At 45.3% G+C, this 24,300-nt stretch carries 19 protein-coding genes; 11 read left to right on the top strand and 8 right to left on the bottom strand.

Going from position 1 to position 24,300, the window contains the following annotated elements; translation table 11 throughout:
• Positions 1 to 198 precede the first annotated feature (198 nt).
• The 3 genes from Q5691_RS05595 to Q5691_RS05585 all read left to right on the top strand — a co-directional run bounded on the left by Q5691_RS05595 (position 199) and on the right by Q5691_RS05585 (position 6,557).
• Positions 199 to 2,373: a glutamine synthetase III gene (locus Q5691_RS05595; protein ID WP_333344123.1), complete on the top strand. Its 2,175-nt coding sequence runs from the start codon at positions 199 to 201 to the stop codon at positions 2,371 to 2,373.
• Between the two features lie 237 nt (positions 2,374 to 2,610).
• On the top strand, positions 2,611 to 3,684 hold the full coding sequence (locus Q5691_RS05590) for a BMP family protein (protein WP_333311170.1): 1,074 nt from the start codon (positions 2,611 to 2,613) through the stop codon (positions 3,682 to 3,684).
• Positions 3,685 to 3,725: 41 nt separating this feature from the next.
• The gene (locus Q5691_RS05585; protein WP_333344121.1) at positions 3,726 to 6,557 is read left to right on the top strand and encodes a PAS domain S-box protein; all 2,832 of its coding nucleotides are present in this window, start codon (positions 3,726 to 3,728) and stop codon (positions 6,555 to 6,557) included.
• A gap of 255 nt (positions 6,558 to 6,812) precedes the next feature.
• Here the strand turns inward: Q5691_RS05585 and Q5691_RS05580 are convergent, their stop codons facing one another.
• The 6 genes from Q5691_RS05580 to Q5691_RS05555 all read right to left on the bottom strand — a co-directional run bounded on the left by Q5691_RS05580 (position 6,813) and on the right by Q5691_RS05555 (position 13,976).
• Positions 6,813 to 8,222, bottom strand: coding sequence for a cation:proton antiporter (locus Q5691_RS05580; protein ID WP_333212595.1), 1,410 nt, complete (start codon positions 8,220 to 8,222; stop codon positions 6,813 to 6,815).
• Between the two features lie 154 nt (positions 8,223 to 8,376).
• Entirely contained in the window at positions 8,377 to 9,150 is a 774-nt protein-coding gene (hisA, locus tag Q5691_RS05575) for a 1-(5-phosphoribosyl)-5-[(5-phosphoribosylamino)methylideneamino]imidazole-4-carboxamide isomerase (RefSeq protein WP_333228149.1), read from the bottom strand.
• A gap of 137 nt (positions 9,151 to 9,287) precedes the next feature.
• Positions 9,288 to 9,965 carry a TIGR02117 family protein gene (locus tag Q5691_RS05570; protein ID WP_333344120.1) on the bottom strand — a complete coding sequence of 226 codons (678 nt, stop codon included), beginning with the start codon at positions 9,963 to 9,965 and terminating at the stop codon, positions 9,288 to 9,290.
• 14 nt (positions 9,966 to 9,979) lie between these two features.
• On the bottom strand, positions 9,980 to 11,182 hold the full coding sequence (locus Q5691_RS05565) for a glycoside hydrolase family 10 protein (RefSeq protein WP_333212601.1): 1,203 nt from the start codon (positions 11,180 to 11,182) through the stop codon (positions 9,980 to 9,982).
• A gap of 131 nt (positions 11,183 to 11,313) precedes the next feature.
• Complete coding sequence (locus tag Q5691_RS05560; RefSeq protein WP_333344119.1) at positions 11,314 to 12,453, bottom strand: serpin family protein; 1,140 nt, start codon at positions 12,451 to 12,453, stop codon at positions 11,314 to 11,316.
• Positions 12,454 to 12,566: 113 nt separating this feature from the next.
• Complete coding sequence (locus Q5691_RS05555) at positions 12,567 to 13,976, bottom strand: amidohydrolase (RefSeq protein WP_333344118.1); 1,410 nt, start codon at positions 13,974 to 13,976, stop codon at positions 12,567 to 12,569.
• A 209-nt stretch (positions 13,977 to 14,185) separates the two neighbouring features.
• Between Q5691_RS05555 and Q5691_RS05550 the strand changes: the two genes are divergently transcribed.
• The 4 genes from Q5691_RS05550 (at position 14,186) to Q5691_RS05535 (ending at position 17,850) form a co-directional block, all read left to right on the top strand.
• Positions 14,186 to 14,956: a cysteine hydrolase family protein gene (locus Q5691_RS05550; protein WP_333212606.1), complete on the top strand. Its 771-nt coding sequence runs from the start codon at positions 14,186 to 14,188 to the stop codon at positions 14,954 to 14,956.
• Between the two features lie 211 nt (positions 14,957 to 15,167).
• Positions 15,168 to 15,620, top strand: a complete 453-nt coding sequence (locus tag Q5691_RS05545) for a cupin domain-containing protein (RefSeq protein ID WP_333344117.1) — start codon at positions 15,168 to 15,170, stop codon at positions 15,618 to 15,620.
• Between the two features lie 270 nt (positions 15,621 to 15,890).
• On the top strand, positions 15,891 to 17,483 hold the full coding sequence (locus tag Q5691_RS05540; protein ID WP_333344116.1) for a CocE/NonD family hydrolase: 1,593 nt from the start codon (positions 15,891 to 15,893) through the stop codon (positions 17,481 to 17,483).
• Positions 17,484 to 17,502: 19 nt separating this feature from the next.
• Entirely contained in the window at positions 17,503 to 17,850 is a 348-nt protein-coding gene (locus Q5691_RS05535; protein WP_333212610.1) for a DUF952 domain-containing protein, read from the top strand.
• A gap of 121 nt (positions 17,851 to 17,971) precedes the next feature.
• Here Q5691_RS05535 and Q5691_RS05530 read toward each other — a convergent pair whose 3' ends face one another.
• The gene (locus tag Q5691_RS05530; RefSeq protein WP_333344115.1) at positions 17,972 to 19,228 is read right to left on the bottom strand and encodes a CCA tRNA nucleotidyltransferase; all 1,257 of its coding nucleotides are present in this window, start codon (positions 19,226 to 19,228) and stop codon (positions 17,972 to 17,974) included.
• Positions 19,229 to 19,336: 108 nt separating this feature from the next.
• Between Q5691_RS05530 and Q5691_RS05525 the strand changes: the two genes are divergently transcribed.
• The 3 genes from Q5691_RS05525 (at position 19,337) to tsaB (ending at position 22,208) form a co-directional block, all read left to right on the top strand.
• Entirely contained in the window at positions 19,337 to 19,585 is a 249-nt protein-coding gene (locus Q5691_RS05525) for a Ycf34 family protein (RefSeq protein ID WP_333212613.1), read from the top strand.
• Between the two features lie 197 nt (positions 19,586 to 19,782).
• The gene (locus Q5691_RS05520; protein ID WP_333344114.1) at positions 19,783 to 21,495 is read left to right on the top strand and encodes a serine/threonine-protein kinase; all 1,713 of its coding nucleotides are present in this window, start codon (positions 19,783 to 19,785) and stop codon (positions 21,493 to 21,495) included.
• Positions 21,496 to 21,497: 2 nt separating this feature from the next.
• On the top strand, positions 21,498 to 22,208 hold the full coding sequence (tsaB, locus tag Q5691_RS05515; protein ID WP_333212617.1) for a tRNA (adenosine(37)-N6)-threonylcarbamoyltransferase complex dimerization subunit type 1 TsaB: 711 nt from the start codon (positions 21,498 to 21,500) through the stop codon (positions 22,206 to 22,208).
• A gap of 270 nt (positions 22,209 to 22,478) precedes the next feature.
• On the opposite strand, the gene Q5691_RS05510 is transcribed toward tsaB, so the two are convergent.
• Positions 22,479 to 22,742, bottom strand: a complete 264-nt coding sequence (locus Q5691_RS05510; RefSeq protein WP_333028109.1) for a hypothetical protein — start codon at positions 22,740 to 22,742, stop codon at positions 22,479 to 22,481.
• Between the two features lie 115 nt (positions 22,743 to 22,857).
• Between Q5691_RS05510 and Q5691_RS05505 the strand changes: the two genes are divergently transcribed.
• Complete coding sequence (locus tag Q5691_RS05505; protein WP_333215322.1) at positions 22,858 to 24,261, top strand: tetratricopeptide repeat protein; 1,404 nt, start codon at positions 22,858 to 22,860, stop codon at positions 24,259 to 24,261.
• The last annotated feature ends 39 nt before the right edge of the window (positions 24,262 to 24,300 follow it).

Below are 24,300 nucleotides of genomic sequence, written 5' to 3'. Positions count from 1 at the left end.
ACAGGCTTTCATGCCTATTCCACAAAGAGTGATTTTTCTTGTGGGGAGTAGGGGTTGGGCAGGAGAACCCGCCCATCCCAGACTTATTGAGAATAGTGCAAAATGTGAGGTAAATTCAACATATTCGTCAATCGTTAGACTTTTGCTAACATCTATTTTTTTTCAACTACTCGTCCCGCAATACCAATAAAAATAACCATGAGTGGAAACGAATCGCGCGTTCAAGCAATTTCTCAAATCGTCAACCGCAAACTGATGCCTGGTCGGCCTCCCAAGCGGCTAGAAGATATGTGGGCAACAGACGTTTTTACTCTGAGCAAGATGCAAGAAAGTCTGCCCAAAAGCATTTTCAAATCAGTAAAAAACACCGTTCAAACCGGCCAAAAACTCGATGCTTCCGTAGCTGATGTAGTTGCAGTAGCAATGAAAGATTGGGCTATTTCCAAAGGAGCCCTCTACTACGCCCACGTATTCTACCCGCTAACCAACGGTACCGCCGAAAAGCACGACGGTTTCATCTCAGTGCAAGGCGACGGTTCCGTCATCTCAGAATTTGCAGGCAAAGTTCTCGTACAAGGCGAACCCGATGGCTCCTCATTCCCCAACGGCGGCATCCGTTCCACCGCCGCCGCTCGCGGATATACAGCCTGGGATGTCACCAGCCCTGCTTATGTCATGGAAACAGACAACGGCATGACATTGTGCATTCCCACTGTTTTCATCTCCTGGACAGGTGAAGCCTTAGACAAGAAAACGCCGCTGTTGCGTTCGATTGCCGCCATGAACAAAGCAGCAACTCGAGTGTTAAAGCTATTAGGCAATACCGAAGTTGCTCCGGTAAATTCCAGTTGCGGTTCCGAACAAGAATACTTCCTGGTAGATGCCAATTTCACCAACAACCGCCCCGATTTACTGCTAGCAGGTCGCACCCTGTTTGGCAAACCTCCTGCCAAAGGTCAGCAATTTGACGACCACTATTTTGGAGCGATTCCAGAGCGCGTTCAAGTCTTCATGCAGGAAGTAGAAGAAAGAATGTACCGGCTGGGAATTCCTGCCAAAACCCGCCACAACGAAGTAGCTCCCGGTCAGTTTGAAATTGCACCAGTTTTTGAAGCTGCAAACGTCGCCAGCGACCACCAACAATTAACCATGACAATTCTCCGCAACACTGCGAAGAAACACGGTTTTATGTGTTTGCTGCACGAGAAGCCTTTCGCCGGCATTAACGGTTCTGGCAAACACGTCAACTGGTCGGTCGGCAATGCCACCCAAGGAAACTTATTAGACCCCGGCGATACACCGCACTCGAACATACAATTTCTAGTGTTCTGCGGCGCTGTGATTCGCGGAGTTCACAAATACGGGCCGCTATTGCGCGCGGTAGTTGCTACTGCCAGCAACGACCACCGATTGGGTGCAAATGAGGCTCCACCAGCAATTATCTCTGTCTATTTGGGTTCGCAATTAGAAGATATCTTCGGGCAAATTAGCCGAGGAGAAGTTAAGGACTCTAAAGGTCGGGGAATTATGAACTTAGGTGTAGAAACACTGCCTACTTTCATGAAGGATGCTGGAGACAGAAACCGGACTTCGCCCTTTGCCTTTACTGGAAACCGGTTTGAATTCCGTGCAGTAGGTTCCGGTCAGTCTGTTTCCGGGCCGCTGGTGGCGATGAATACAATTCTTGCAGATTCTTTGGACTGGATTGCTAACAAATTAGAAAGCGATTTGGCTAACGGAACTGAACTGAATGCTGCCATCCAAACCATTCTCAAAGAAGTGATGGACGAGCACGGTGCTGTTGTATTTGGTGGCGACGGCTATTCCGAAGAATGGCACAAAATGGCCGTTGAGGAACGGGGTTTAGCTAACTTGCGGACTACGGCAGATGCTTTACCCGTGTTGAAGGAAGGATACATTGAAGACTTGTTTGAAAAGACAGGTGTTCTGACTCCAGTTGAATTGGAAAGCCGTTACGATGTTTATGCTGAGCAGTATTTGCTGGCAATTGAAGTCGAAGCAAAACTGGTAATAAGCATAGCCAAAACCATTATTTACCCCGCAGCTTTGAGGTATTTAGCTGAAGTTTCTGGGACGATTTCTAAATTGAAAGAGATTGGGATTGAACTGGAAAAGGAAAGTGCCGAAAAAGTAGCGGTGCTGGTTAAGTCAATGATTGATACTGCCAGCAAATTGAGTGCTGCTTTGAGCAAGCACGATTTTGCTTCGACAGAAGACCATATGCAATATGCTTCGCAAACAATTCGTCCTTTGATGGATGAGGTTCGCCAGTATGCGGATGCTCTGGAAGGTGAAGTGGCTGACGATTTGTGGCCGCTGCCTACTTATCAAGAAATGCTGTTTGTTAAGTAAGGAATGAGAATGAAATAACTTCCACTCTTGAAAGTGGGACGGGCGGGACGCCCATCCCACAATAACAATTAAAATTGTAAGTTATTTAATTCGCGATCCTAAGAGCAAACAAATTCGATTAATTGCAGGTTAGAGTTGTAAGGACACGGCAGTGCGGTGTCCTTACTTGTTTTTGAGGTTAAATGAGTGGTACGCTGAATCGGCCAGAGTCATTAAATCCCAGCTACAGTAAGAGTTGTGAAGATTGTTGAGATACCCTTCAACAAATTTATCGGCGTAGAAAAAGTAATATTGCTGCGAAAAGCTATTATGCGGATTCAATCTCTTTTCAAACAAATGACTCTGGTGGCTCTAGCTCTATTTTTTGCGATCAGTTGCAGTCGATCGACTCCGAACGTAAACTCTTCCCCTGAAGCAAGTACCTCTAGCAGCTTTAGAGTGGCATTGGTCGTCACAGGCTCCAAAGACAACAACAGTTGGGCTCAAGCCTGCTTTGAAGGGTTAAACCTAATCAAAGATAAATTTAATGCTCAGGTAGACTTTACTGGCCTTGACGGTGAAGATAGTGAAGCTGCCCTTCGCAAATATGCCCAGTCAGGCTATGACCTGGTAATTGCAGCCAGTGGTGGCTATATCAAAGCTGCCGAAAAGGTTGCTAAAGAATTTCCGCGAACGAAATTTGCCCTGGTTACAACCTATCCAGGGAATAACCAAAATTTGGGGGCTGTTGCCTTTCGATCGGGTGAGGTGGGCTACCTCACAGGCGCTTTGGCTGCCATGAAGACTAAAAGCAATAAAGTTGGCTATATTGTGGGTGCAGCTTATCCGGTTTACAAAGAAGAAGAAGCCTTGTTTAGGCGGGGAGTGAAGGCAACGAATCCCTCTGTTCAAGCTTCGACTGCTTTTCTCAACAGTTGGATTGATACGGAGCAAGCCACCAAAGTTGCAACGGATATGGTTGCCTCTGGAGTAGATGTTTTGACAATCAACGCGGATGAGGCAGGATTAGCCGCGCTAAAAGCCGTTACGCAAAAGCCAGGAGTCCTTGTGATTGGTTGGGCCAAGGATCAGTACGAACTGGCTCCCGGCAAAGTCCTAACTAGCGTTCTGCAGGACATTCCCAATCTGGTGCTAAATGTGGCAGTGTTAACCCAGCAAGGTCGCTGGGAAGGAAAACTTTACAAGTTTGGGCTCAAGGAAAAGATCTACGACTTTGCCCCTTTCCGTGGTAGTCTCACGTCTCAGGAAGAGGAGACTTTCAAGACGATCCGAGATGCTGTGACGACTGGCCAAATAGATGTTTCTCCTTAGTGCGCGCATTAATTGATTTACCAATATTGATCAATAGTCCGATGAAAAATCAACGCAACGATCGCGCTCTGCCGATCGCCAGAAGCTCTCGTTCTCATCCCTGGCAACGCTTCTTTTCTATTGCAAATCAGCTCCGCTATGGTTTGATATTTTTGGTTCTTCTGAGCTTACTGCCCACAGGTGGCTTGCTGATCTACCTCAGCTTTCAGGCGCAGATCCAGCAATCGCGATCGCTCCAACAAGCGCGTAGCCAGACAGCAGGAGGGCAGATTGATAATTATCTAGATGACTTGAAACGAAAACTGAGCTATTTAGCTAGGGTCAAAGGACTCACCAACTTTCAACCTCAAGCGCAGCAGAGCCTGTTGGAAGGGTTGATTCGTCATAATGATGCTTATGAAGCCGTTGCCATTTTGAACCGGAAGGGAAAAGTTGTTGCATCAGTTTCACCCTATAAACCGCTTAAATTAGAAAATCCAGCCAAGTCGCCACTGTTTATTCGTGCCTTTAAACAACAGGAAGATTATGTCAGTCCTGTAGAAATTAATCCTACAAATCACCAACCAACCACCATTCTGGCAGTTCCGATTCGGAATGAGCGAGATGAAGTGGATGGGGTGCTATTAGCCGAGGTAAATCTCAACTTTCTCTGGTTTATTGTTTCCCAAACAGATGTTGGCAATACAGGTTATGTCTATGTAGTTGATGAGCGTAATTTTCTCATTGCTCAAAAGGGTAGTAAGCCAGAAACGTTTCAAATTCAAGATATTTCAAAGCGTCCCTTTTTTCAATTTTTGAAAGCATCCGAGGATACTAAGCACCTTAATGTTTATCAGGGTCTAAAGCAGGTAGAAGTATTGGGAGCCAGTGCCTTAGTTCGGAGCGTGAATTGGAATGTGGTTGTAGAACTGCCAACGGCTGAGGCGTATGCTCCCGTTTACCAAATGCTCTCAATTATGGGAGGCTCATTGACGCTGGTGACGATCGTCGCTGTTGGCATTGGGTATCTATTTATTCGGCAAATTGTGGTGCCGCTACAGCGCTTAACTACAGCAGCTACGGAACTCAGTGCGGGGCAATTAGAGACGCGGGTCAACATCGACAGCCAAAACGAATTGGGGACATTGGCGATCGCCTTTAACAATATGGCAACCCAGTTAGAGGAACTGATTAAAGCAGTTGAAGTCGAACGCAATTTTGTTTCAGCTATTCTTGAAATTGCAGGTGCCCTGGTAGTTGTGCTCGACCCGCAGGGACAAATCGTTCGCTTTAACCGAGCTTGCGAACAAACGACTCATTACTCGTTTAGTGAAGTGAAAGGGCGCTACATTTGGGACTTGTTCCCGAACTCAGACTTAGCTAGACAAGCCAAAACTACTTTTGAGTCTTTACAATCTGGTAATTTTCCCCAGCAGTATGAAGGCAGTTGGGTGAGTAAAGATCAACAACTTAGACTCATTGCCTGGTCAGATACTGCTTTAGTCGATGATCAAGGTCAAATTGAGTACATCATCAAAACAGGCATTGACATTACTCAACGGAAACAGGCAGAAGAGGAACTCAAAGCGTCGGAACAGCGGCTATCTTTTCTATTCCGCCAAACTGCACTAGCAGTGGTGGAATGGGATTTAAACTTTAAAGTCACTGCTTGGAATCCAGCGGCAGAGCAGATTTTTGGTTACACGGCTACAGAGGCGATCGGACACCATCCCGCAGAATTAATTGTGCCTGCATCTGCCCGAAAGGTCGTCGATCAAATTATGAACGAGTTGTTGATGCAGAGCCAAGGAATCTACAGCGTCAATGAAAATTTTACAAAAAACGGCAAAATCATTATTTGCGAATGGTTCAATACGCCTTTAGTAGGGGATGGTGGAAATATTATTGGAGTTGCATCCTTGGCACTGGATATTACTGAGCGCAAGCAAGCCGAAGCTGCATTAAGGCAAGCAAAAGAGGAAGCTGAGGTTGCACTCAAAACCTTGCAGCAAACTCAGGCACAGCTTATTCAGGCAGAGAAAATGTCAGGTTTGGGGCAACTGGTTGCTGGTGTGGCTCACGAAATTAATAATCCAGTCAACTTTATCTATGGCAACCTGAGCCATACTGCCGACTACACGCAAAATTTACTAAAGTTGATTCAGCTTTACCAGCAAACCTATCCAACTAATACCGAAATTCAGGAAAAAATTGAAGAGTTCGACCTGGACTACATTAGTGAAGATTTACCCAAAATGCTGAGTTCAATGAAAGTAGGAGCCGATCGCATTCGTCAAATTGTCCTGTCTCTAAGAAACTTCTCACGGCTGGATGAGGCAGACATGAAGCCTGTTGATATCCACGAGGGAATTGACAGCACATTGATGATTTTGCAAAATCGACTGAAGGCAAAACCGAATCATCCTGCTATTGAAATTGTCAAGGAGTACGGCGACTTACCGCTAGTAGAGTGCTATGCCGGACAGTTGAACCAAGTCTTTATGAATATTCTGGCAAATGCGATCGATGCTTTAGAAAACTACGACAATCAGCGTTCTCTAAAAGACATTCAAAAGAATCCCAGTTGCATCACTATTCGGACTAAGCTCATCACAAAGGAAGCTCAGCGCGGTTATTCTAAAAACGTGGTGATTCAAGTTCAAGACAATGGACCGGGGATGACGGAAACTGTTAGACAACAGGTGTTCAATCCCTTCTTCACCACCCAACCAATTGGTAAAGGAACTGGATTAGGGCTATCCATTAGCTATCAAATTGTAGTTGATAAGCACGGTGGCTTGCTCCAGTGCTTCTCTCAACCCCATCAAGGAGCAGAGTTCGTAATTGAAATTCCTGTGTTGCAAAGCGGTGCTGTAGCACTCGTGGGTAAATAATTGCGATCGCATTTATATATAGCGTTTCTGATGATAGACGCCTATGAAGCTAGCTACAAATCGCACTGGGATAGTTTATCGAACAGGTTTCGTGAAGGTTTTATGAACGGTCTTGTGGGTTTTAAGAGGGCTGTTATATCATTCCGGTGCAACGGGAATTGATATGAGTAACAATGGAGACGATCGCCGGAAAGTGGTTCAAGACCAGCCGATCGCCCCCAACCGCCTCAACACAGGCTTAATATCACCCGCTAATCAAACGATTTGCTCGCTAGAAGGTTCGCCACTAGCAGGAGGCTCTACCGTATCCCCAAAGGCAACCCGCAGAAAAGGCGGAGCCAAAAATGTTGTTAGAATCACCATGATAATAATCGAGACTTCTAAGGGTTTATCCAAAACCCCACTCGCGGAACCGATGCCGGCAAACACTAACCCGACTTCGCCCCGAGGAATCATCCCCACTCCGATCGCCAATCGATTGATTCCAGGCAGACCAAACACCACCCAACCAGTCACCAGCTTGCCCAAAATCGCAACCACAATCAAAAATACGGCAATCAAAAGACCAGCCCGATTATCCGGCACTGTTGGGTTCAAAACCCCCAAATCCGCCCGAGCTCCCACGGTTACAAAAAAGATGGGAACCAGGAAATCCGCGATGGGTTTCACCAGTTCATCCAACTCGTTGCGGGCATCGCTTTCATCCAACACCAAACCAGCCGCAAACGCACCCAAAATCGCTTCGAGATGAATTGCGTTGCCCAGAAAAGCCATGAAGAAAGCAAAGATAAATGCCGGGATGACTATATTGCCGCGAGTTTTGAGTTTTTCCACGACCGCAGTGAAGCTTTTGTTGAAGATGCCGCCCAATAGAATCGAACCGAGCAGAAAGGCAGTTGCACTGACAATCAAATAGATGACATTAACAACATCAATCTCACCAGTTTTGGCTAAACTGGCGACAACAGCTAGGACAATAATTCCTAGCACATCATCAATCACCGCTGCACCAACAATGATTTGACCTTCTTTAGATTTGAGTTGTCCTAATTCCGACAAAACTTTGGAGGTAATTCCGATGCTGGTTGCTGTCAAAGCAGCCCCCGCAAAAATCGCCGGAATCGCCGCCGTGTGGAAAATGATCATCAAACCCGCAGTACCGGCAGCAAAGGGAACTGCCACGCCCACACAAGCGACAACGACAGCTTGAGCCCCCACCTCCTTGAGTTGTCTGATATCCGACTCTAAGCCAATTTCAAACAGCAGAATAATTACGCCCAATTCAGCTAGCACTGAAATGACTTCACTCTGCGATTCAAACACACTGGTGAGGGCGGCAGGAGACAGATGATTAATCGATTGCACAACTGTCATAATCCCTGAGTCTGATGCTGACAGCCCTGCTTCGGGAAAAATGACCAGGTGTAAAGCAGATACGCCAACAATTACCCCTGCTACAAGTTCACCCAAAACCGGCGGCAAATCGAACTTTTTAGCCACTTCCGCGCCTAATTTACTGGCGACATAAATCACTACTAAAGTGAGCAAAACTCCGCTGAGGACGATCGGCGAATTTTCTGCCTCGACTGTTGCTAACAAAGGTATGGGAGCAACTAGGGATGCCATCCCAGAACTTAAAGCTGTAATTGTATGGTTCAAAAACATGGTTACGATGATGGTAAGAAATACGATTCTACGGTGACTGTTGATTGTTGACTGTTGACTGTTGACTAATGACTAATGACTAATGACTGTTGAGTGTGAGTCGGAAAATTGATAACTGTTACATATTGGGTAGCCAGTTAACTCGACATGATTATCAAGCAAAACTCGAAGAACCCAAATCTGGCGGTACATCCTGCCACCGCCCTTGTCCGACTGCTTGAATTGCTTCTTTTAGCAAGATATCGCCGGTATAAATTGCCCTACCGACGATCGCACTTTTGACACCAATTGGTTCCAAAGCCAGCAAACTCAACAAATCGGCGATCGAACTAACGCCACCGGAAGCAATCACCGGAATCGAAATAGCGTTAGCAATTTCGCGCAAAGATTCCAAATTCGGCCCTTCCATAGTACCGTCGCGGTGAATGTCGGTGTATATAATTTCAGCCGCCCCTAACTCGGCCATTTTTTGCGCCAATTCAGTTGCTAAAACTTCCGAAGTTTCTAGCCAGCCTCTAGTGGCAACTTTACCATTTCTGGCATCGATGCCAACCAGAATTTGATCGGGAAATTCGGTGCACAATTCGCCGACTAATTGCGGTTGTTCGACGGCGACAGTGCCGAGAATGACGCGGCGGACGCCTAAATTGAGGATAGCAGCAACAGAAGTGCGATCGCGCATTCCGCCACCTACTTGACAGGGAACGTCTACTGATCGGACGATCGCTTCAATGGCGGCTTGGTTGACTGGATGACCGGCTTTAGCGCCATCGAGGTCTACTAAATGCAGCATTGTCGCGCCTTCATTTACCCACTGTCTGGCGACTTCGACAGGGTTGTCGTTAAAAGTTTGAGACTTCGCGTAGTCTCCCTGATACAATCTGACGCATTTTCCATCCAATAAGTCGATCGCTGGAATTACGTTCATAATTTTTCCTCAAATTGCTAATTATACCAGCTAAAAAAAAGAATGCAACTTTAGGCAATATTCCCACCCATACATAATCATTCATTATAAATTTAACAACCTAAAGTAAAGAGAGTCTTACGATTGCCTACTACCATTTATTTGTGACATTCGCAACCGCTATTAAGATGAAACATAATCGCCGAAGAAAGCGTTGACCATAAAGGAGTATTGACCTCGGCTTTTTGCAAAGCTTCGGCCGTCCAGTCGTTGCAAGTTCTCAAAATATAGTAACTGCCTTTTGCTTCATAAAAACTGTCACTGTTACCGTAGCCGTAGCTAATTTTCATTTTCTTACCTGCTGCGTCTAATGGGAATGAATTTTTAATAAAATTTACCAGCATCAGATAATTTTTTCCACTGAGTTTAACACATTTGGTTTCTATATTTTGGGGGAGAACCCGATAACTTTGAACGTGTAGGGTAGACGGAGTAAGGAGAAATAGGGCTTTGAAAGCTGTAACTGGGTTGATACTTCCTGATGTGGGAGTTTCGAGCATAAAAGCTCGATCTCCCCAGCCCAAAGACAAATATTTATAATCATAATTGGCATCCCGCCCTATTTCTCTTAGCGGTAAAAATTGATTCCAGTCAAAATATTCATTTTTAACTGGAACGATGATTTCGGTGTGAATGCCTTGGTTGGAAATGTATAGAGAAATTGTGCAATCTGCTTGCGAGTAATTTCCCCACTTTCTGGGAGTGAAATAGCCAATTGTTAGGAAAGCGGTCAAAAATAAGATGACAATTCCTAAGCGCTGTATGCTTTTTCTCATTTTAACCCTGGGTTTCAAATTCTGGCTTCGGAGGGCGGGCGCTGCATCTTTGTGGGAAAGAATTCTTGCAAGGCATAATTGCGCTGTTCGGGGGTTTCGCTAGCCCAATTCGACAAACTTTCGTAGAAAAAGAACGACACGCCAGCGAAATCTCTTTTTCGCACTTCTTGCACTTGTTCTTGAATTTGTTTGAGGGGAACGGAATTATTTTTAAGGCCTGTCAAAATGCCGATCGCAGTTGGAATATTAAGTTTAGCCAATTTGACTTCTTCCCGTTCCAGTTCGGCACTAAAACGCTTGATATCGCTGCGATAAACCTGCAACACAATTTCTTGGATGTAGCCACGTCTTTCCCAGGTAAACCAGTCCTGCAAGTGGGCAGGTAAAGAAAAGTGAAAAGGGTTCGGAGATAAGCTGACAATACATTTTTCTTTGCGGGATTTGATGGCGCGGGAAACTCGCCCCACGAACTCGTTAATTTTGTCAGCCCGCCAGCGCACCCAGAAGGTTTCGCGGGGGTCGTCGGAGGGAGGGCTTTTGATTTGTTCCTGATACATTGACACTGTTAACGGCTCGTAGCCAAATTCTACTGGCAAGCCGAAATGATCGTCAAATTGAATGCCATCTATATCATAATTATCGACAATTTCTAGGATTAAATCTGAGATAAATTGCTGTACTTCGGGATGAAAGGGATTCAGCCAAACTCGATCATGTTTGCCTTCTTTCCAAATAGTTGAACCGTCGCGCCGCTGCGCCAGCCAGTCTGGGTGAAGTGTGGCTAATTCCGATTCGGCGGGAGCCATGAAACCAAACTCAAACCAGGGGATTACTGCTATACCTTTTTGGTGGGATTGTGCTATGATTTCTTTGAGGATGTCTCGGTCTTTCAATCCAGGCGAGGGGTCGATCGACTGTCCGAATACTCGTTCGGCTGCAGCGCTGGGATAAAGCGTATAGCCTCCTTGCCAAACCGTGGGATAGATGGTATTAAAATTGAGTTTATCGAGTCGATTTACAGCGTCAATGATGTTGTTGCGAGAGAAGATAACGTCGCTGTCAATGTTCGTCAGCCAGACGCCGCGCACTTCGGTTGTTGGGGTGGTGGGCGGGGTTTGAGCCAAGAGACGGGGGGATAAAATCGCGGAGGAGGTAAGGGCGATCGTAAAAACAACTATTAAAGCCAGTATCCGCTGCCATTTGTGCAATTTAATCATCAATTTGTCGCAAATAGGATTATTTTTAGATTGATATTTTACCGTATAATTAGCTTGCTAGGGTGCGCCAGCTAGGGTTATTTTATTAAAAGTCACTCAAACACTTCCTGATGCACCTACTATTTTTGATATTATTGGGGGTCAACGATGATACCCATAAATAATATTGTTCCTGTAGTATTGTCTCGAATAGCACAAAAGAATGGACGGTTTACATTCATTTGAAAAACCGGCATAGATCTCGTCATCTCAATTACAGTCACGGCTGCTGCTTCTGTACCTTCTTCGTTAACTTCGACAAATGTTTTGTGTTTTACCGATTCTACTGCTACTTGGCTATCAGTCATCGGGGAAAAGTCTGTTTTCAATCCACCGAAAAATGCTGCCATTCCCAAAGCTATAAGTGTGTCTTTCAGTTGAACCTCATACTCCATTTTGAAGCGCGGTATTTCAATCATTCCACTTTTAACTCTAAATTCTTGCATCCATTTATTCCAGTTTTCGGGTGTTAATTGCTGCGAGAAAGTTGCCAAATTGGTATTGGAGTTTGGCAAGAAAATATACATACTCAGAGCGCCTTTTTTGCCGTAAGGTAAACTGACTGCTTGAAAAGTTTCTGTTTCGTAGCACCGATAAGAGCCCATTTGGGACATCATTGGATGCTCTTTGGAACTGCTGTCTGTTAAATAAAAAGTTTTGTTGGCAGTTTGAGATTTATCAAAGGGCGTTTCCCAGTTTCCTTTGAAATAGATGGCGTTAATCAAAAATAAAAGGGTATTAGGGTTGATTTTAGTGACTATTTTATCAATTTTTCCGTGAGTTTTTTCGCTCACCCAGTTGTTAATGATGCTGAGAGCTTCTTGCGGACTTTCAAAGTCTATTTCGGTAATAATGGCTTGGTAGTATTGTTGATTTATTTGCAAAAATTCGGGTTTTAATGAGAAGCCTTGTCTGACAAAAAGCGCGTTGGCAATTGATACTTGAACCTTGGGGTCATCTTTTTGTAAACTCTTTTGCAAATTGTGATTGGCTGCGTTGATTGCTTTTGGACTCATTTTCGTTAATTCGAGAGCTTTTGTCATTTCTTCTTTGGTTTCTCCGCTGACTCCGTTGTATGTCATTGACAGTGCGAGGGCGACAGAAGTAGGGGAAATAAAGATATTTTGATTCGGCTGTTGTTTGGTGAGGGTGTTGAACAAGTTAAAACCAAATTTGGTATTAGCTGCAACAAGTCTGGCGTCTACATTTATCTGGTTGTTAGGGGGTGTCATGGCTATAGCTTCTGAGTGATTGGGATGTGGGAGGTAGATGGAGTTAATTTTTAGTGGCGGCGCTAATTATGTGATTCAACCGGACATGATATCCTATTCTCTTGGTTAATTTTTTAAGAATAACCTTGCAGGTTCATGACTTTTCGATAGTGGGCTTCTATTTCACTGACTGTTTGCGATTGACGCTTGCTCGTCCACTCGCTGCGATCGAATAATTCCCGCCTCAAAGCATCAACATCGATCGTTTTCACCTTACCTTCGGCGACAATTTGCTTGCCGTTTACCCAAACGCTATCTACCGCATTAGTCGGGCGCCCCAAAATCAGCAAGCCGATCGGATCGGTGCGCGGTAGCAATGATAAACTGGTTAAATCATACAGCACAAAATCTGCTTTTTTCCCGACTGTCAGCGAACCCATTTCATCGGCGACATTCAAGCCTTTTGCTCCTCCCAGGGATGCCATTTCTACAGACTGGCGCGGTGTAATCCATTGGCGGTAATCCAAATCCGTGATATTGTGCAAAATTGAACCAATTTTAATCGCTTCCAGCAAATCTTGAGAGTCATTGCTAGCAGCGCCGTCGCAGCCTAAAGATACGTTAACTCCAGCTTGGCGGTATTTCAAAATCGGTGCAATCCCGCTTCCCAAGCGCAAGTTGCTGAGGGGATTGTGTACGACTGTTGCTCCCGTTTCTGCCATAATCGCAATGTCGGAATCGTCCAGCCAAACGCAGTGCGCTAAAGAAGTTCTGGGACTCAAATAACCAATTTTTTGCAGGTGCTCGACAGCACTACAGCCGTATTTTTCGTGAGCTAACTGTTTTTGAGCGGCGGTTTCCAAGAGGTGGGCATGCCGACAAAGGTTGTAGCGATCGCTCAAATCGATGCAGCCTTCAAATAAAGCATCGGAACACAGTTGAATTCCCGTCGGCGCTAATAATATATTAACACCTTTTTCTGGATTGTGAAACTGTTTTATGGCTGTTTCCATTAATTCCAAAGTAGCCTTGGTCGATCGAATGTAAGCCGCGTGTTCGATGCCGCTATCGCCAGAAGGCATTCCCGCTGTCAGGGATTCATCTTGAATTAACGATCCGATAAAAGCGCGGATGCCGATTTCTTGATAAGCGCGAACTGCTGCGGCGATTGTTTCTAATTCTTGCCCCGGAATCAAAACTAAATGATCGACTACGCTTGTACCGCCCGACAGCAATGTTTCTACCGCAGTTCCCAGGGCGCTTAAATAAACTTGTTCGGGTTCCAGAGGCGTAAAATCGTATAATTCGGCAATCCACAACTCCAGCGGCAAAGGGGGAATAATGCCCCGTTGCCACATTTCTGAAGAGTGAGTGTGGGCGTTGACAAAACCGGGCAGCAGCAGCTTATTTTTGCCATCGATAACTGTTCCCGCAGGCTCTAAATTGAGGGCGATCGCACTTATGCAATTATGCACCACTTGCACATCTGCAGTTTCATAACCACTATCAACCGGAATTAAAGCATTTTCAATTGTAAAGCTCATAGATTTACCATTTTTGTAAATTTATATTAATTTTTATTGTATGATTCCACGGGGCTAACATTGGCGGTCGCCTGTAATAAAGTTAATAAATCATAAAAACTCTCAAATAGTTGCCGCTGATACTTAATTATAACCAAGATTTAAGATATGACAAGTTAGTGACAATCAAATAGTTATAAGATTGAAATTGTTTTTGAGTCAAAATCAATATGAATCCTGATTCTCTTCGCACCTTGGGCGTACCGCCGAATGCTTGGAAAGTTGATGCCAAAATTGCCGATATCACCCGATCGCCGATCGCGCCTCAACCTGTTACCCTGGAAACAGAAACTAAAACTCTGCGTTTGGACTTAGCAAAAGCAGCAATGTTGGTGATAGATATGCAAAACGATTTCTGTCATCCCGACGGTTGGCTAGCACATATTGGCGTAGATGTAACGCCCGCCAGAACTCCAATTAATCCTTTAACAAATTTACTGCCAAAATTGCGATCGCACGCAGTACCCATTATTTGGATCAACTGGGGAAACCGCCCCGATTTGCTCAATATTAGTGCAGCTTCCCGTCACGTTTACAATCCCACAGGCGACGGCGTAGGTTTGGGAGATCCGCTGCCAAAAAACAACGCACCTGTACTGATGGCAGGGAGTTGGGCGGCGCAGGTGGTCGATGAATTAAAACCCAAATCGGAGGATATTTGCGTTGATAAATATCGCATGAGCGGCTTTTGGGATACTCCTTTAGATAGTATCTTGCGGAACCTCGGCAGAACTACACTTTTCTTTGGAGGAGTAAACGCCGATCAGTGCGTCATGGCTACGCTGCAAGATGCTAATTTCCTCGGTTACGACTGTATTTTAGTCAAAGATTGTACAGCTACGACATCTCCCGATTATTGCTGGCAAGCTACTCTTTATAACGTTAAACAATGTTTTGGTTTTTTGTCGGATTCTCAGGCTATGTTAGAAGCAATTAAATAGCAGCCATCAGGGGAGTATCCCTCTGGAGTATAAAAGCGTTTTTTAGGAGTGCGAGAATCCCGCACAGCCAAGCCTATATCTCGCTTCCTGCTCTGACAGCGAACTCTCCTGTGAAATTAATAAACTTTGGAGGTTGAGCGGCGGACTAATGACTCTGGATTCTCACTAATGACAACAGAAACATAACCACTGACAACTAACAATAAAAAAAATGACAAACCAGTGCGTGATTCCTATTATAAAGTCTCCGAAAGACTACCAAGCATTTCGCATCAGTCCGGGCGATACTAATAGATTAGCGATCGTCTTCGATCCGGTAATAGCTAATGTTTCATTAACAGTTTGCGTGGAGATTTTTGATGTGGGGGGCAAAACTCCTCCCAACCGCCATCAATTCGCAGTAGAAATGTTTTTTGTACTCAAAGGAAAAGGGCAAGCAACCTGCGACGGCAAAACAGTTAGTATTCAACCGGGAGATAGTGTGTTAGTGCCTCCAACGGGTACTCACGTAATTGAAAATACGGGCAATGAACGTTTGTACGCTTTGTGCATCATGGTGCCGAATGAGGATTTTGTGGAACTAATTCGCAGCGGTACACCAGTCGAACTCGATGAGGAAGATATGAGAGTTCTTGGGCGATCGGATGTACTCGTACCATGTTAGGTTTGTAGTAAGGACTTGATTCCTAGGTTTGTAGTAAGGACTTGAGTCCTTAGAGAAAAAGCTCACGCCCTTACTACTGAGATGTTGCACCATTCTCACGGACAGGCAAGATGCCTGTTCCACAAGAGATGAATTTTATTGATGAACAGGCATCTTGCCTGTTCATCAAATGCTTATCGAGAATGGTGCAAGATGTCAGTTACTACAAACTTTTTTAGGTGATATTTTTTAGGATTTATGCTGAAACTTTGTCCGAAAGAAACAGCGTCAATGCTAACTAAAGATGGCGTGCGTTTAGATGCTGACATCTACCGCCCCGATGCGGAAGGCGAATTTCCAGTATTGTTAATGCGGCAACCTTACGGAAGGGCGATCGCCTCTACATTAGTATATTCCCATCCCGCATGGTACGCCAAACACGGCTACATTGTTGTCATCCAAGACGTGCGGGGACGCGGCACTTCCGAAGGCGAATTTAACCTATTTGTTAGCGAAACACAAGACGGTTTTGATAGCGTCAATTGGGCTGCTAATTTGCCGGGGGGTAACGGCCAAGTCGGAATGTACGGTTTTTCTTACCAAGGCATGACTCAACTCTACGCGGCGGGTGCTAAACCGAGCGCTTTAATCACAATTTGTCCGGCAATGGTAGGCGGCAATTTATACACAGATTGGGCCTATGAAGGCGGCGCGTTTTGTCTGCAATCAAATCTCGGCTGGGCAATTCAGCTAGCCGCAGAAACCGCTCGCTTAAAAGGCGATATTTCTGCCTATCAAGCCTTGTATGCAGCTTCGAGAAATCTCCCGCTATACGATACCGTGCCGGCGCGTCCTGAAATTATTAAAAAGCTTGCACTAGACTCATATTATCACGATTGGTTGGATAATTATCGAGCAAGCGAGTATTGGGAAAAGTTATCGCCAAACATCAAAGATGTAGACTTGCCAATGCTGCACGTTGGCGGTTGGTTTGATACTTATTTGCGGGGGACAATCCATCTTTACAAGGAAATGGCAAGCCGGAGTTCCTATCCGCAGCATTTGATAATTGGCCCTTGGGCGCATTTACCTTGGGGTCGAAAAGTGGGAGCGTTGGATTATGCTTTTGCAGCTTCAAATCCGGTGGATGAGTTGCAAATTCGCTGGTTCGATCAAATCCTGAAAGGAGTTGATACAGGAATATTAGACGAGCTGCCGATTTCGCTATTTGAGATGGGGAGGAATGATTGGCGGAAATTTGATAAATGGCCTAATAATAATCATAAATCTTATTTTTTAGCAAGTACCGGACTTGCCGCGATGAGAGAAGATGCGGGTATTTTAACAGATTTTTGCCCGGATGTTTGCACTGATGATATATTCGTACATGACCCTTGGCGGCCGGTGCCATCCTTGGGGGGTCACGCTGCATTTCCTGCAGGTGCGATCGAGCGATCGACTATTGACTGCCGCACCGATGTTTTAACATACACTTCGGCACCGCTAACAGCAGATTTGCACTTAGCTGGAGATATAATTCTCAAAGTATTTTGTACAGCAGATGCGCCGAGTTTTGATTTGTGTGCGATACTTTCTGAGGTCAAAGATAGCGGCAGCGTTTACAATTTCACTCAAGGTTACGTGCGGGTGAATTCAGGTGAAACACCTGTAAGAATTGTCCTGCAAGCAACTTGTATGCAAATTGCCAAAGGTAATGCGTTGCGTCTGAGTTTGAGTGCGGCTTGTTTTCCCGCTTACGACGTGAATCCGGGAACTGTTGCACCTCCAGGTGAAGCGCGGACGATCGATGCTAAGATTATCACGCTGACAGTAAGTTGTGGCGGGAATTGTCCCTCTCAAATTTTGCTGCCAATTGTCAATTAAACCTAAAACCTATCTAACTATGAGCGTTATTTTTCACATCACCCGCAGCCAACAGTGGGAAGAAGCAAAACAAGTTCAATCCTATCGCGGCGATACGCTAGATACTGAAGGATTTATCCATTGTTCGACTCTGCCACAAGTTCTTAGATCTGCTAATAAATTTTTTGTGGGACAAACAGGATTGCTGCTGCTTTGGATTGACTCGGACAAAGTAGAAGCTGAACTTAAGTATGAATTGGCGGCGGGTCAGAATTACCCGCACATTTACGGGCCGCTCAATGTTGATGCTGTGTTGAAAGTTGTTGAATTTGAACCGGGTGCCGATGGCAAGTTTGAATTACCGGAAGAACTAAAAAATGTTGTTTAATATTCTGATTTTTTAGCATTGTAAACTAACTTTTTAGGGCAGGCTAAAAACCCACCCCACGGGAAACTAGAATTTTGTGGAACGGGCATCTTGCCCGTTCTAATTTCTGAAATTTATCAATTTAAACTGACTGATTAACCAACTCTGCCGCCAATTTTAGCGCCTCTTCGCGAGTCGCAATTCTCCCCTCAACCCGCGCTAATTGAATCTCCATTAAAAATTGACCGATGCGCGGACTTCTGGGCAATTTAAAATATTCCATTAAATCATTGCCGCTAACTAATTGGGTAGGATGAGCAATAATATCATCAGCATCCAGATAGCGATTAATTAACAGTGAAATCTCATCAACCGCAACTCCCGCCGCCACCGCCAAAACCGCTAAAACTGGAAATACTATTCCCACATCCCGAAACAAAAAATACTGTTCTCGCAAAGACATTTCCGCGATAGGTTTTGCTTGCAACTTCGGCAAGTATTTCAAAAGCCCGATCGCACTTTTAATCTCTGCATTGCTGTACTTCAACCGCAGCAACTGGGTTTCAGCAATTGTCGGGTCGGAATCGGCCAAAATAGCCAACTTCGCAACCGCCAACAACGGCGTTTTAATCGTATCTCGAATCGATCGCGAAAATTCTCTCCCCAAATCTGGATAAATTGCCGCTAACTTGGCAGCAGACGCATCAATTTTTGTCAAAATATCAAAACGGTCGATCGCACTTTCAAACCAAATCGAAAACAAACCGTCTTCGCAACCGCGACAAATCCAAGGAACACCCTCTGGATTACTCAACAAATAACCTAATTCCGTCCGCACCCGTTCCACCGCTACCCGATTCAACAGCGGCGCCAATTCCCGAATCGCCGATTGAGTTTCAGTTTCGATCGCAAAACCCAACTGCGCCGCTTGGCGGTAAGCTCTTAATAACCTCAGCGGATCGTCCTCCAAATTTGACCGCGAAATCATCCGCAGCACACCCAACCGCAAATCAGTTTGACCATCCAAAGGATCGATGATTTCTCCTGTAAAAGGATTGCAGGCAATCGCATTTATCCGAAAATCTCGGCGCAGCAAATCCCCCTCCAGACTCCCCCCTTCCGCCTGCGCCAAATCCACCGTACCGCCCGCAAACACCACCCGCGCAATTTGCCGTTCCGCATCCAACAAAACAAATCCACCTTTCGTGCGATCGGCAATTTTTCGAGCAGTCTTCACGGCCCGTGTTAGCATAACGAAATCCAAATCAAAATAGTGCGATCGGCGGCCCAGCAACGCATCCCGCACCGCACCGCCCACCAAATAAGCAGGCGGTGTCAGCAGTTCCAAATCAAACGGCCAAGAATCAGGAGATAATGAAGAGGGCAAATTAATCGGCATCGCAACAAAAATCTACTTTCCTTACAAACAATTAAACTCTTGCTACGCTAGATTAACAGAAAGCTCAAATTTCACCAATCTTTTTGAAATGCACAGAGGATATCAAGAATGTGTATTTGTATTAACTGCCACTATGTAGACCGCTGCTTCACCTACCACGCCGTAGAAGAACAGCACGAACAGCTTCACCTCACCGACACACCCGATTTCGACCCCGTAGAACCCACCATCAACGTCAACATCCGTCCCCGCCAAGACGAAATTGAAATGGAATGGGATGTAGTCGGGTGTCAGAGTTTCAAGCAAGAGACCGGCAAATGGGCAAAATTGCGGCCAGGCGAACTCGTCCCGACTTAAGTCATTAGTCATTAGTCATTAGTCATTAGTCATTAGTTATTTGTTGGTTGTTGGTTGCTATTTGTTGTTTTTTATAGGTTTTTTGTGAGTGGTTGGCGATAACAACCAATAACCAATAACCAATAACCAATTCCCCATTCCCCATTCCCAATTCCCAATTACAAATCTAAAATCTAAAATCTAAAATCTAAAATCCAATGTGCTATTGCTTAAACCCAACTTGTCAGAATCCGCAAAACCCAGGGGATGCAGAATCGTGCCAAAGTTGCGGCTCCAATTTGTTGTTAACTATTGACGCAGAAACACCATCAGCATCTCGCTACCGAACCATAAAGCCGATCGGGCAAGGAGGCTTTGGCAGAACATTTTTAGCAGTTGATGAAACCAAACCCATAATTTTTTCGCAGTGCGTAATCAAGCAATTTTTGCAGCAAAATACCGCAGCCGAAAAAGCCGCTCAACTATTTCACCAAGAAGCAGCCCAGCTACAAACCTTGGGAAAACATCCCCAGATTCCCGAATTAATCGCGCATTTTGAACAAGACGGGAGACAGTATTTAGTACAAGAATTTATAGACGGCAAAAACCTAGCCAGAGAATTAGAACAAAAAGGAGCATTCACCGAAACTCAAATTCGGCAAATCCTCAACGATTTATTGCCCGTGCTCCACTTCGTCCACAAATCCAAAGTTATTCACCGCGATATCAAACCCGAAAATATCATTCGCCGCCGCCTATCTCCAACTCCTTTACCCGCCTTAGAAAGTTCATATCAACCCTCTCCTTTCCAAAAAGATATTGTTTTAGTAGACTTTGGTGCAGCTAAGAAAGTAACAGCAGCCGGGTTGCCGCAAACAGGTACAATCATCGGCAGTGCCGCTTATACAGCCCCAGAACAATTGATGGGTAAAGCAGTTTTTGCCAGCGATATCTACAGTTTGGGCGTTACTTGCATTCACTTGCTGACTGAAATTCCTCCCTTCGATTTGTTCGACAGTACAGAGGATTCTTGGGCTTGGCGAAATTATTTGAAGACTGCGGTTAGCGATGATTTCGGCCGCATCCTCGACACCATGCTTCAAAGTGCCACCAATCGGCGCTACAGTTCAGCATCAGCAGTCATCCGGCACTTGAACCCCAAACCTGTATATTTAGACACACCGCCTGTGCTAGACGCGCCGGAAACGCCCGCAGAACGGGTGCTTACACCTGCGCCCGGTGTGTCGCTTTTCACTCGCCAACAGCAAGCCGAAATTCAGCAAGCTTTGCAAGAGGATCTCGCCCCGTACAATGTTACAATCCAAGTCAGTCAAGCCAAGCAACAGCTCAATATCGTCATCAACAGAACCGAAGACAACCCCGTTTACTATCCGCACTTATCTCAAATAATTGCCACCAGACTCACCGATTTGCAGTTAAATAAAGTCGCAGCCGTGAAGCTGTTGGGAAGAGTCAACAATTCTCGCCGCCCGGAGTGGAAGCAAATATTGCAAATCGATCCCAAGATTCAATTGAGAAACAAACTCGTGCGGCTGCAGCACCATCAATTACTCAAGAAAATCGCCTCTGTTACTACCCAAGAATTTTGGCTGCCGAAGTTGAAAACTCAGGATTTTTGGATAGATGCGCTAATGTTTGCCTTAGTTTGGTTTATCTTTGGCTCTCAAATAGTCATTTTTAATTCTTGGTTTGCGCTAATAGTTACGTCGGGTTTTATGACGGTGAAGCATCAAGTTTCTCAGCACAAAGAATTTGCAAATAAAAATTTATTTGGAAGTTTAGTAGTGCTGTTTTTGGTGAGTGGGGGCATGGGTAATTCCAGGATTTTAAACACGGGAATATTTGGCATTCTTTTGGGTTGCTTAGTTGTGGCTTTGCCTCTGTTTTTTGTTAAGGAAAATTACCACTAATCGTGAATAGCAATCCCCAAGACGGAACATCTGTTAAAAAATACGGCTTAGCCCTGCACACAGCTAGTCGCGAACTCGGTTTAGCCATCAGCAATTTTGCCGGGGATTCTCGCTGCCAAACTTGGAATTTGGATCGCGATTTAGCCACTCATTTGCATCAGTATTTAGTGGAGTTTATTCAGCCGCAAAATTGGGGGGATTTGGCTTTTATTGCAGTGGCGAAGGGGCCCGGAGGTTTCACGGGGACTCGGATGGGTATGGTGACGGCGCGGACTTTGGCTCAACAGTTGGATATTCCGGTTTTTGCGGTTTCAACTTTGGCGGCTGTGGCTTGGGCGGAACCCCCCCTTACTAAGGGGCTTTTGGAATTAGAACCCCCCCAACCCCCCCTTGCTAAGGGGGGGCTTTTGAGAGAGGATATTGCGCTGCAAATGCCTGCACAGCGGGGACAATTGTTTGGGGCGGTTTATTCAGTTAACAAAGATTCTGGTTTAACTGAGTTGTTTCCTGAGACGGTGATGACTCCTGAATCTTGGCAAGAAAAGTTGGATAATTGGGGGAATTCTTATCAGTTAATTGAAGTTGGCAGCGAGTTGGGTTGGTCGGTTTCTAGCGTGTTGGAATTGGCTTATTTGGAGTGGAAAATGGGAAGTCGTCCTGATTGGTCGGAGGCTTTGCCTTTTTACGGGCAACATCCAGTTAAGGGACACTGAATATTGGGAATAGGGCATTGGTAATTGGGAATTGAGCATTATTTCGTTTCTGTTAAACTCACATCTTGCACCATTCTCAAGAACAGGCATCTTGCCTGTTCCACAAAGAGTAGATTTTCTTGTGGAACAGGCAAGATGCCTGTTCCTAAAAGGCTAATTGAGAATGGTGCAAGATATAAGTTAAATCAACTTGTAGATTGCGTTTTTTTCCGACCATGCCCGATGCCCGTAAATGATTTATAAGCAATTAAGCAGACTTGATATCCTTGTTTATTTCAGGGCGATACAAACTTCGAGGCAAAAAGTTAATGTTAGGGGGTCTGGGCTTTCGGTTCGCAATCGATCGATCTCAGCTCGATCGCAGCCGCGAGATTCCATAAAATCAAGCATCCAGTTCGTTATTGTAGCGAGATCGATGTATTTTGCTCCGAGACAAACAGGGCAAATTTCTGGGCTGAGGGTACCGGTGCCGCCGCATTCGGGGCAATCCCAGTGGGTTGTTACAGGATCGGGGGTAGTTAGGATGTTGTTCATGCTGGGAAAAAGTACGCGCGGCGTAGCGATCCCGTAGGGAATCGCACCTACTCGTTAACTCTAGCAAAAATGCCGATCGCCCTGACTTCTTCCAGTCTTTACACTAAGCGAGCTAGTGATTAAGATTGACAAAAATACAAAAGGGGTGGCTATGTTCGATCGCACTCAATGGTTTTTGGCTGGTATGTCGATCGCACTTTCGGTTCAGTTAAGTCAGCCAGTGGCAGCAGCCGTGTCAGTTGGTAAAACCGTACAAATAGCACAAACTAACAGTAGCGAGGCTGCTCAAAAAGTGCATTTTGAAGCAGAGGAACTCTACAAACAAGGAACGGCGGAAGCCAAAAGAAGTGCGATCGTCAAGTTTGAACAAGCATTAAAGCTGTATCGAGAAGCGGGCAATCGCTCTCGGGAAGCTGTCACCCTCAACAACATTGGTCAAGCCTACTCAGAATTGGGAGAAAAACAGAGAGCGCTAGAGTATTACCACCAATCCTTACCTCTGGGTCGAGCTATCGGTGAGCGCTTATTAGAAGCTAACACCCTCACTGGTATGGGCCTAGTCTATTCAGATTTGGGAGAAAAACAGAAAGCACTAGAGCATTACAACCAGGCGCTTTCCCTGTATCGAGCTCTCGGTGATCGCTCTGGGGAAGCTGGCACATTCAACAACATTGGTCTTGTCTACAATGCTTCGGGAGAAAAACAGAAAGCACTAGAGTATTACAGCCAATCGCTTCCCCTGTTTCGAGCAATAGGCAATCGCTTTGGAGAAGCTGCCACCCTCAACAATATAGGTCAAGTTTATGCAGATTTAGGAGAAAAACAGAAAGCACTAGAGTATTACAACCAGTCGCTTCCTCTTATTAGGGCTCTGGGCAATCGGTTTGTGGAAGCTATGATCATCGGCAACATCGGCGAGGCCTACTCACAATTGGGAGAAAAACAGAAAGCACTAGAGTATTACAGCCAGTCGCTTTCTCTGAGTAGGGTTCTGGGTAATCGGTTTGTGGAAGCTATGACCCTCAACAACAGCGGCAGGATCTATGCAGAATTGGGAGAAAAACAGAAAGCACTAGAGTATTACAGCCAGTCGCTTCCTCTGTTTCGAGCAGTAAGCCATCGCGGCGGGGAAGTTACTACCCTCAACAACATCGGCAATGTCTACTCCGAGTTAGGAGAAAAACAGAAAGCGCTAGATTATTACAGCCAAGCGCTTCCTCTAAGTCGCGCGGTAGGTGATCGCGTTCGAGAAGCTTCTACCCTTTACAACATAGCTGAGGTCAAACGCCACCAAAACAATCTTACCGAAGCCGTCAATGACATTGAATCCTCACTCAAAATCATCGAAAACCTCCGCGCCCAAATTACTAGCCCAGAACTTCGCACCTCATACTTGTCCCAACTACAAAATTATTACAAGTTCTACATAGACCTGTTAATGCAACTGCACCAAGCTAATCCTAACTCGGGTTATGATATCAAAGCATCAGAAGCCAGGAAACGCGCTATAAACCCCTAAAAAGCAACGCATCGCCGTAGAAAAATGATCGTTCGAGCA

Origin of the sequence: Microcoleus sp. w1-18aA5 (assembly GCF_036701705.1) — a bacterium.
GTDB lineage: Bacteria > Cyanobacteriota > Cyanobacteriia > Cyanobacteriales > Microcoleaceae > Microcoleus.
The sequence above is the reverse complement of the archived record's forward strand: the minus strand, read 5'-3'. Positions and strand labels throughout refer to the sequence as shown.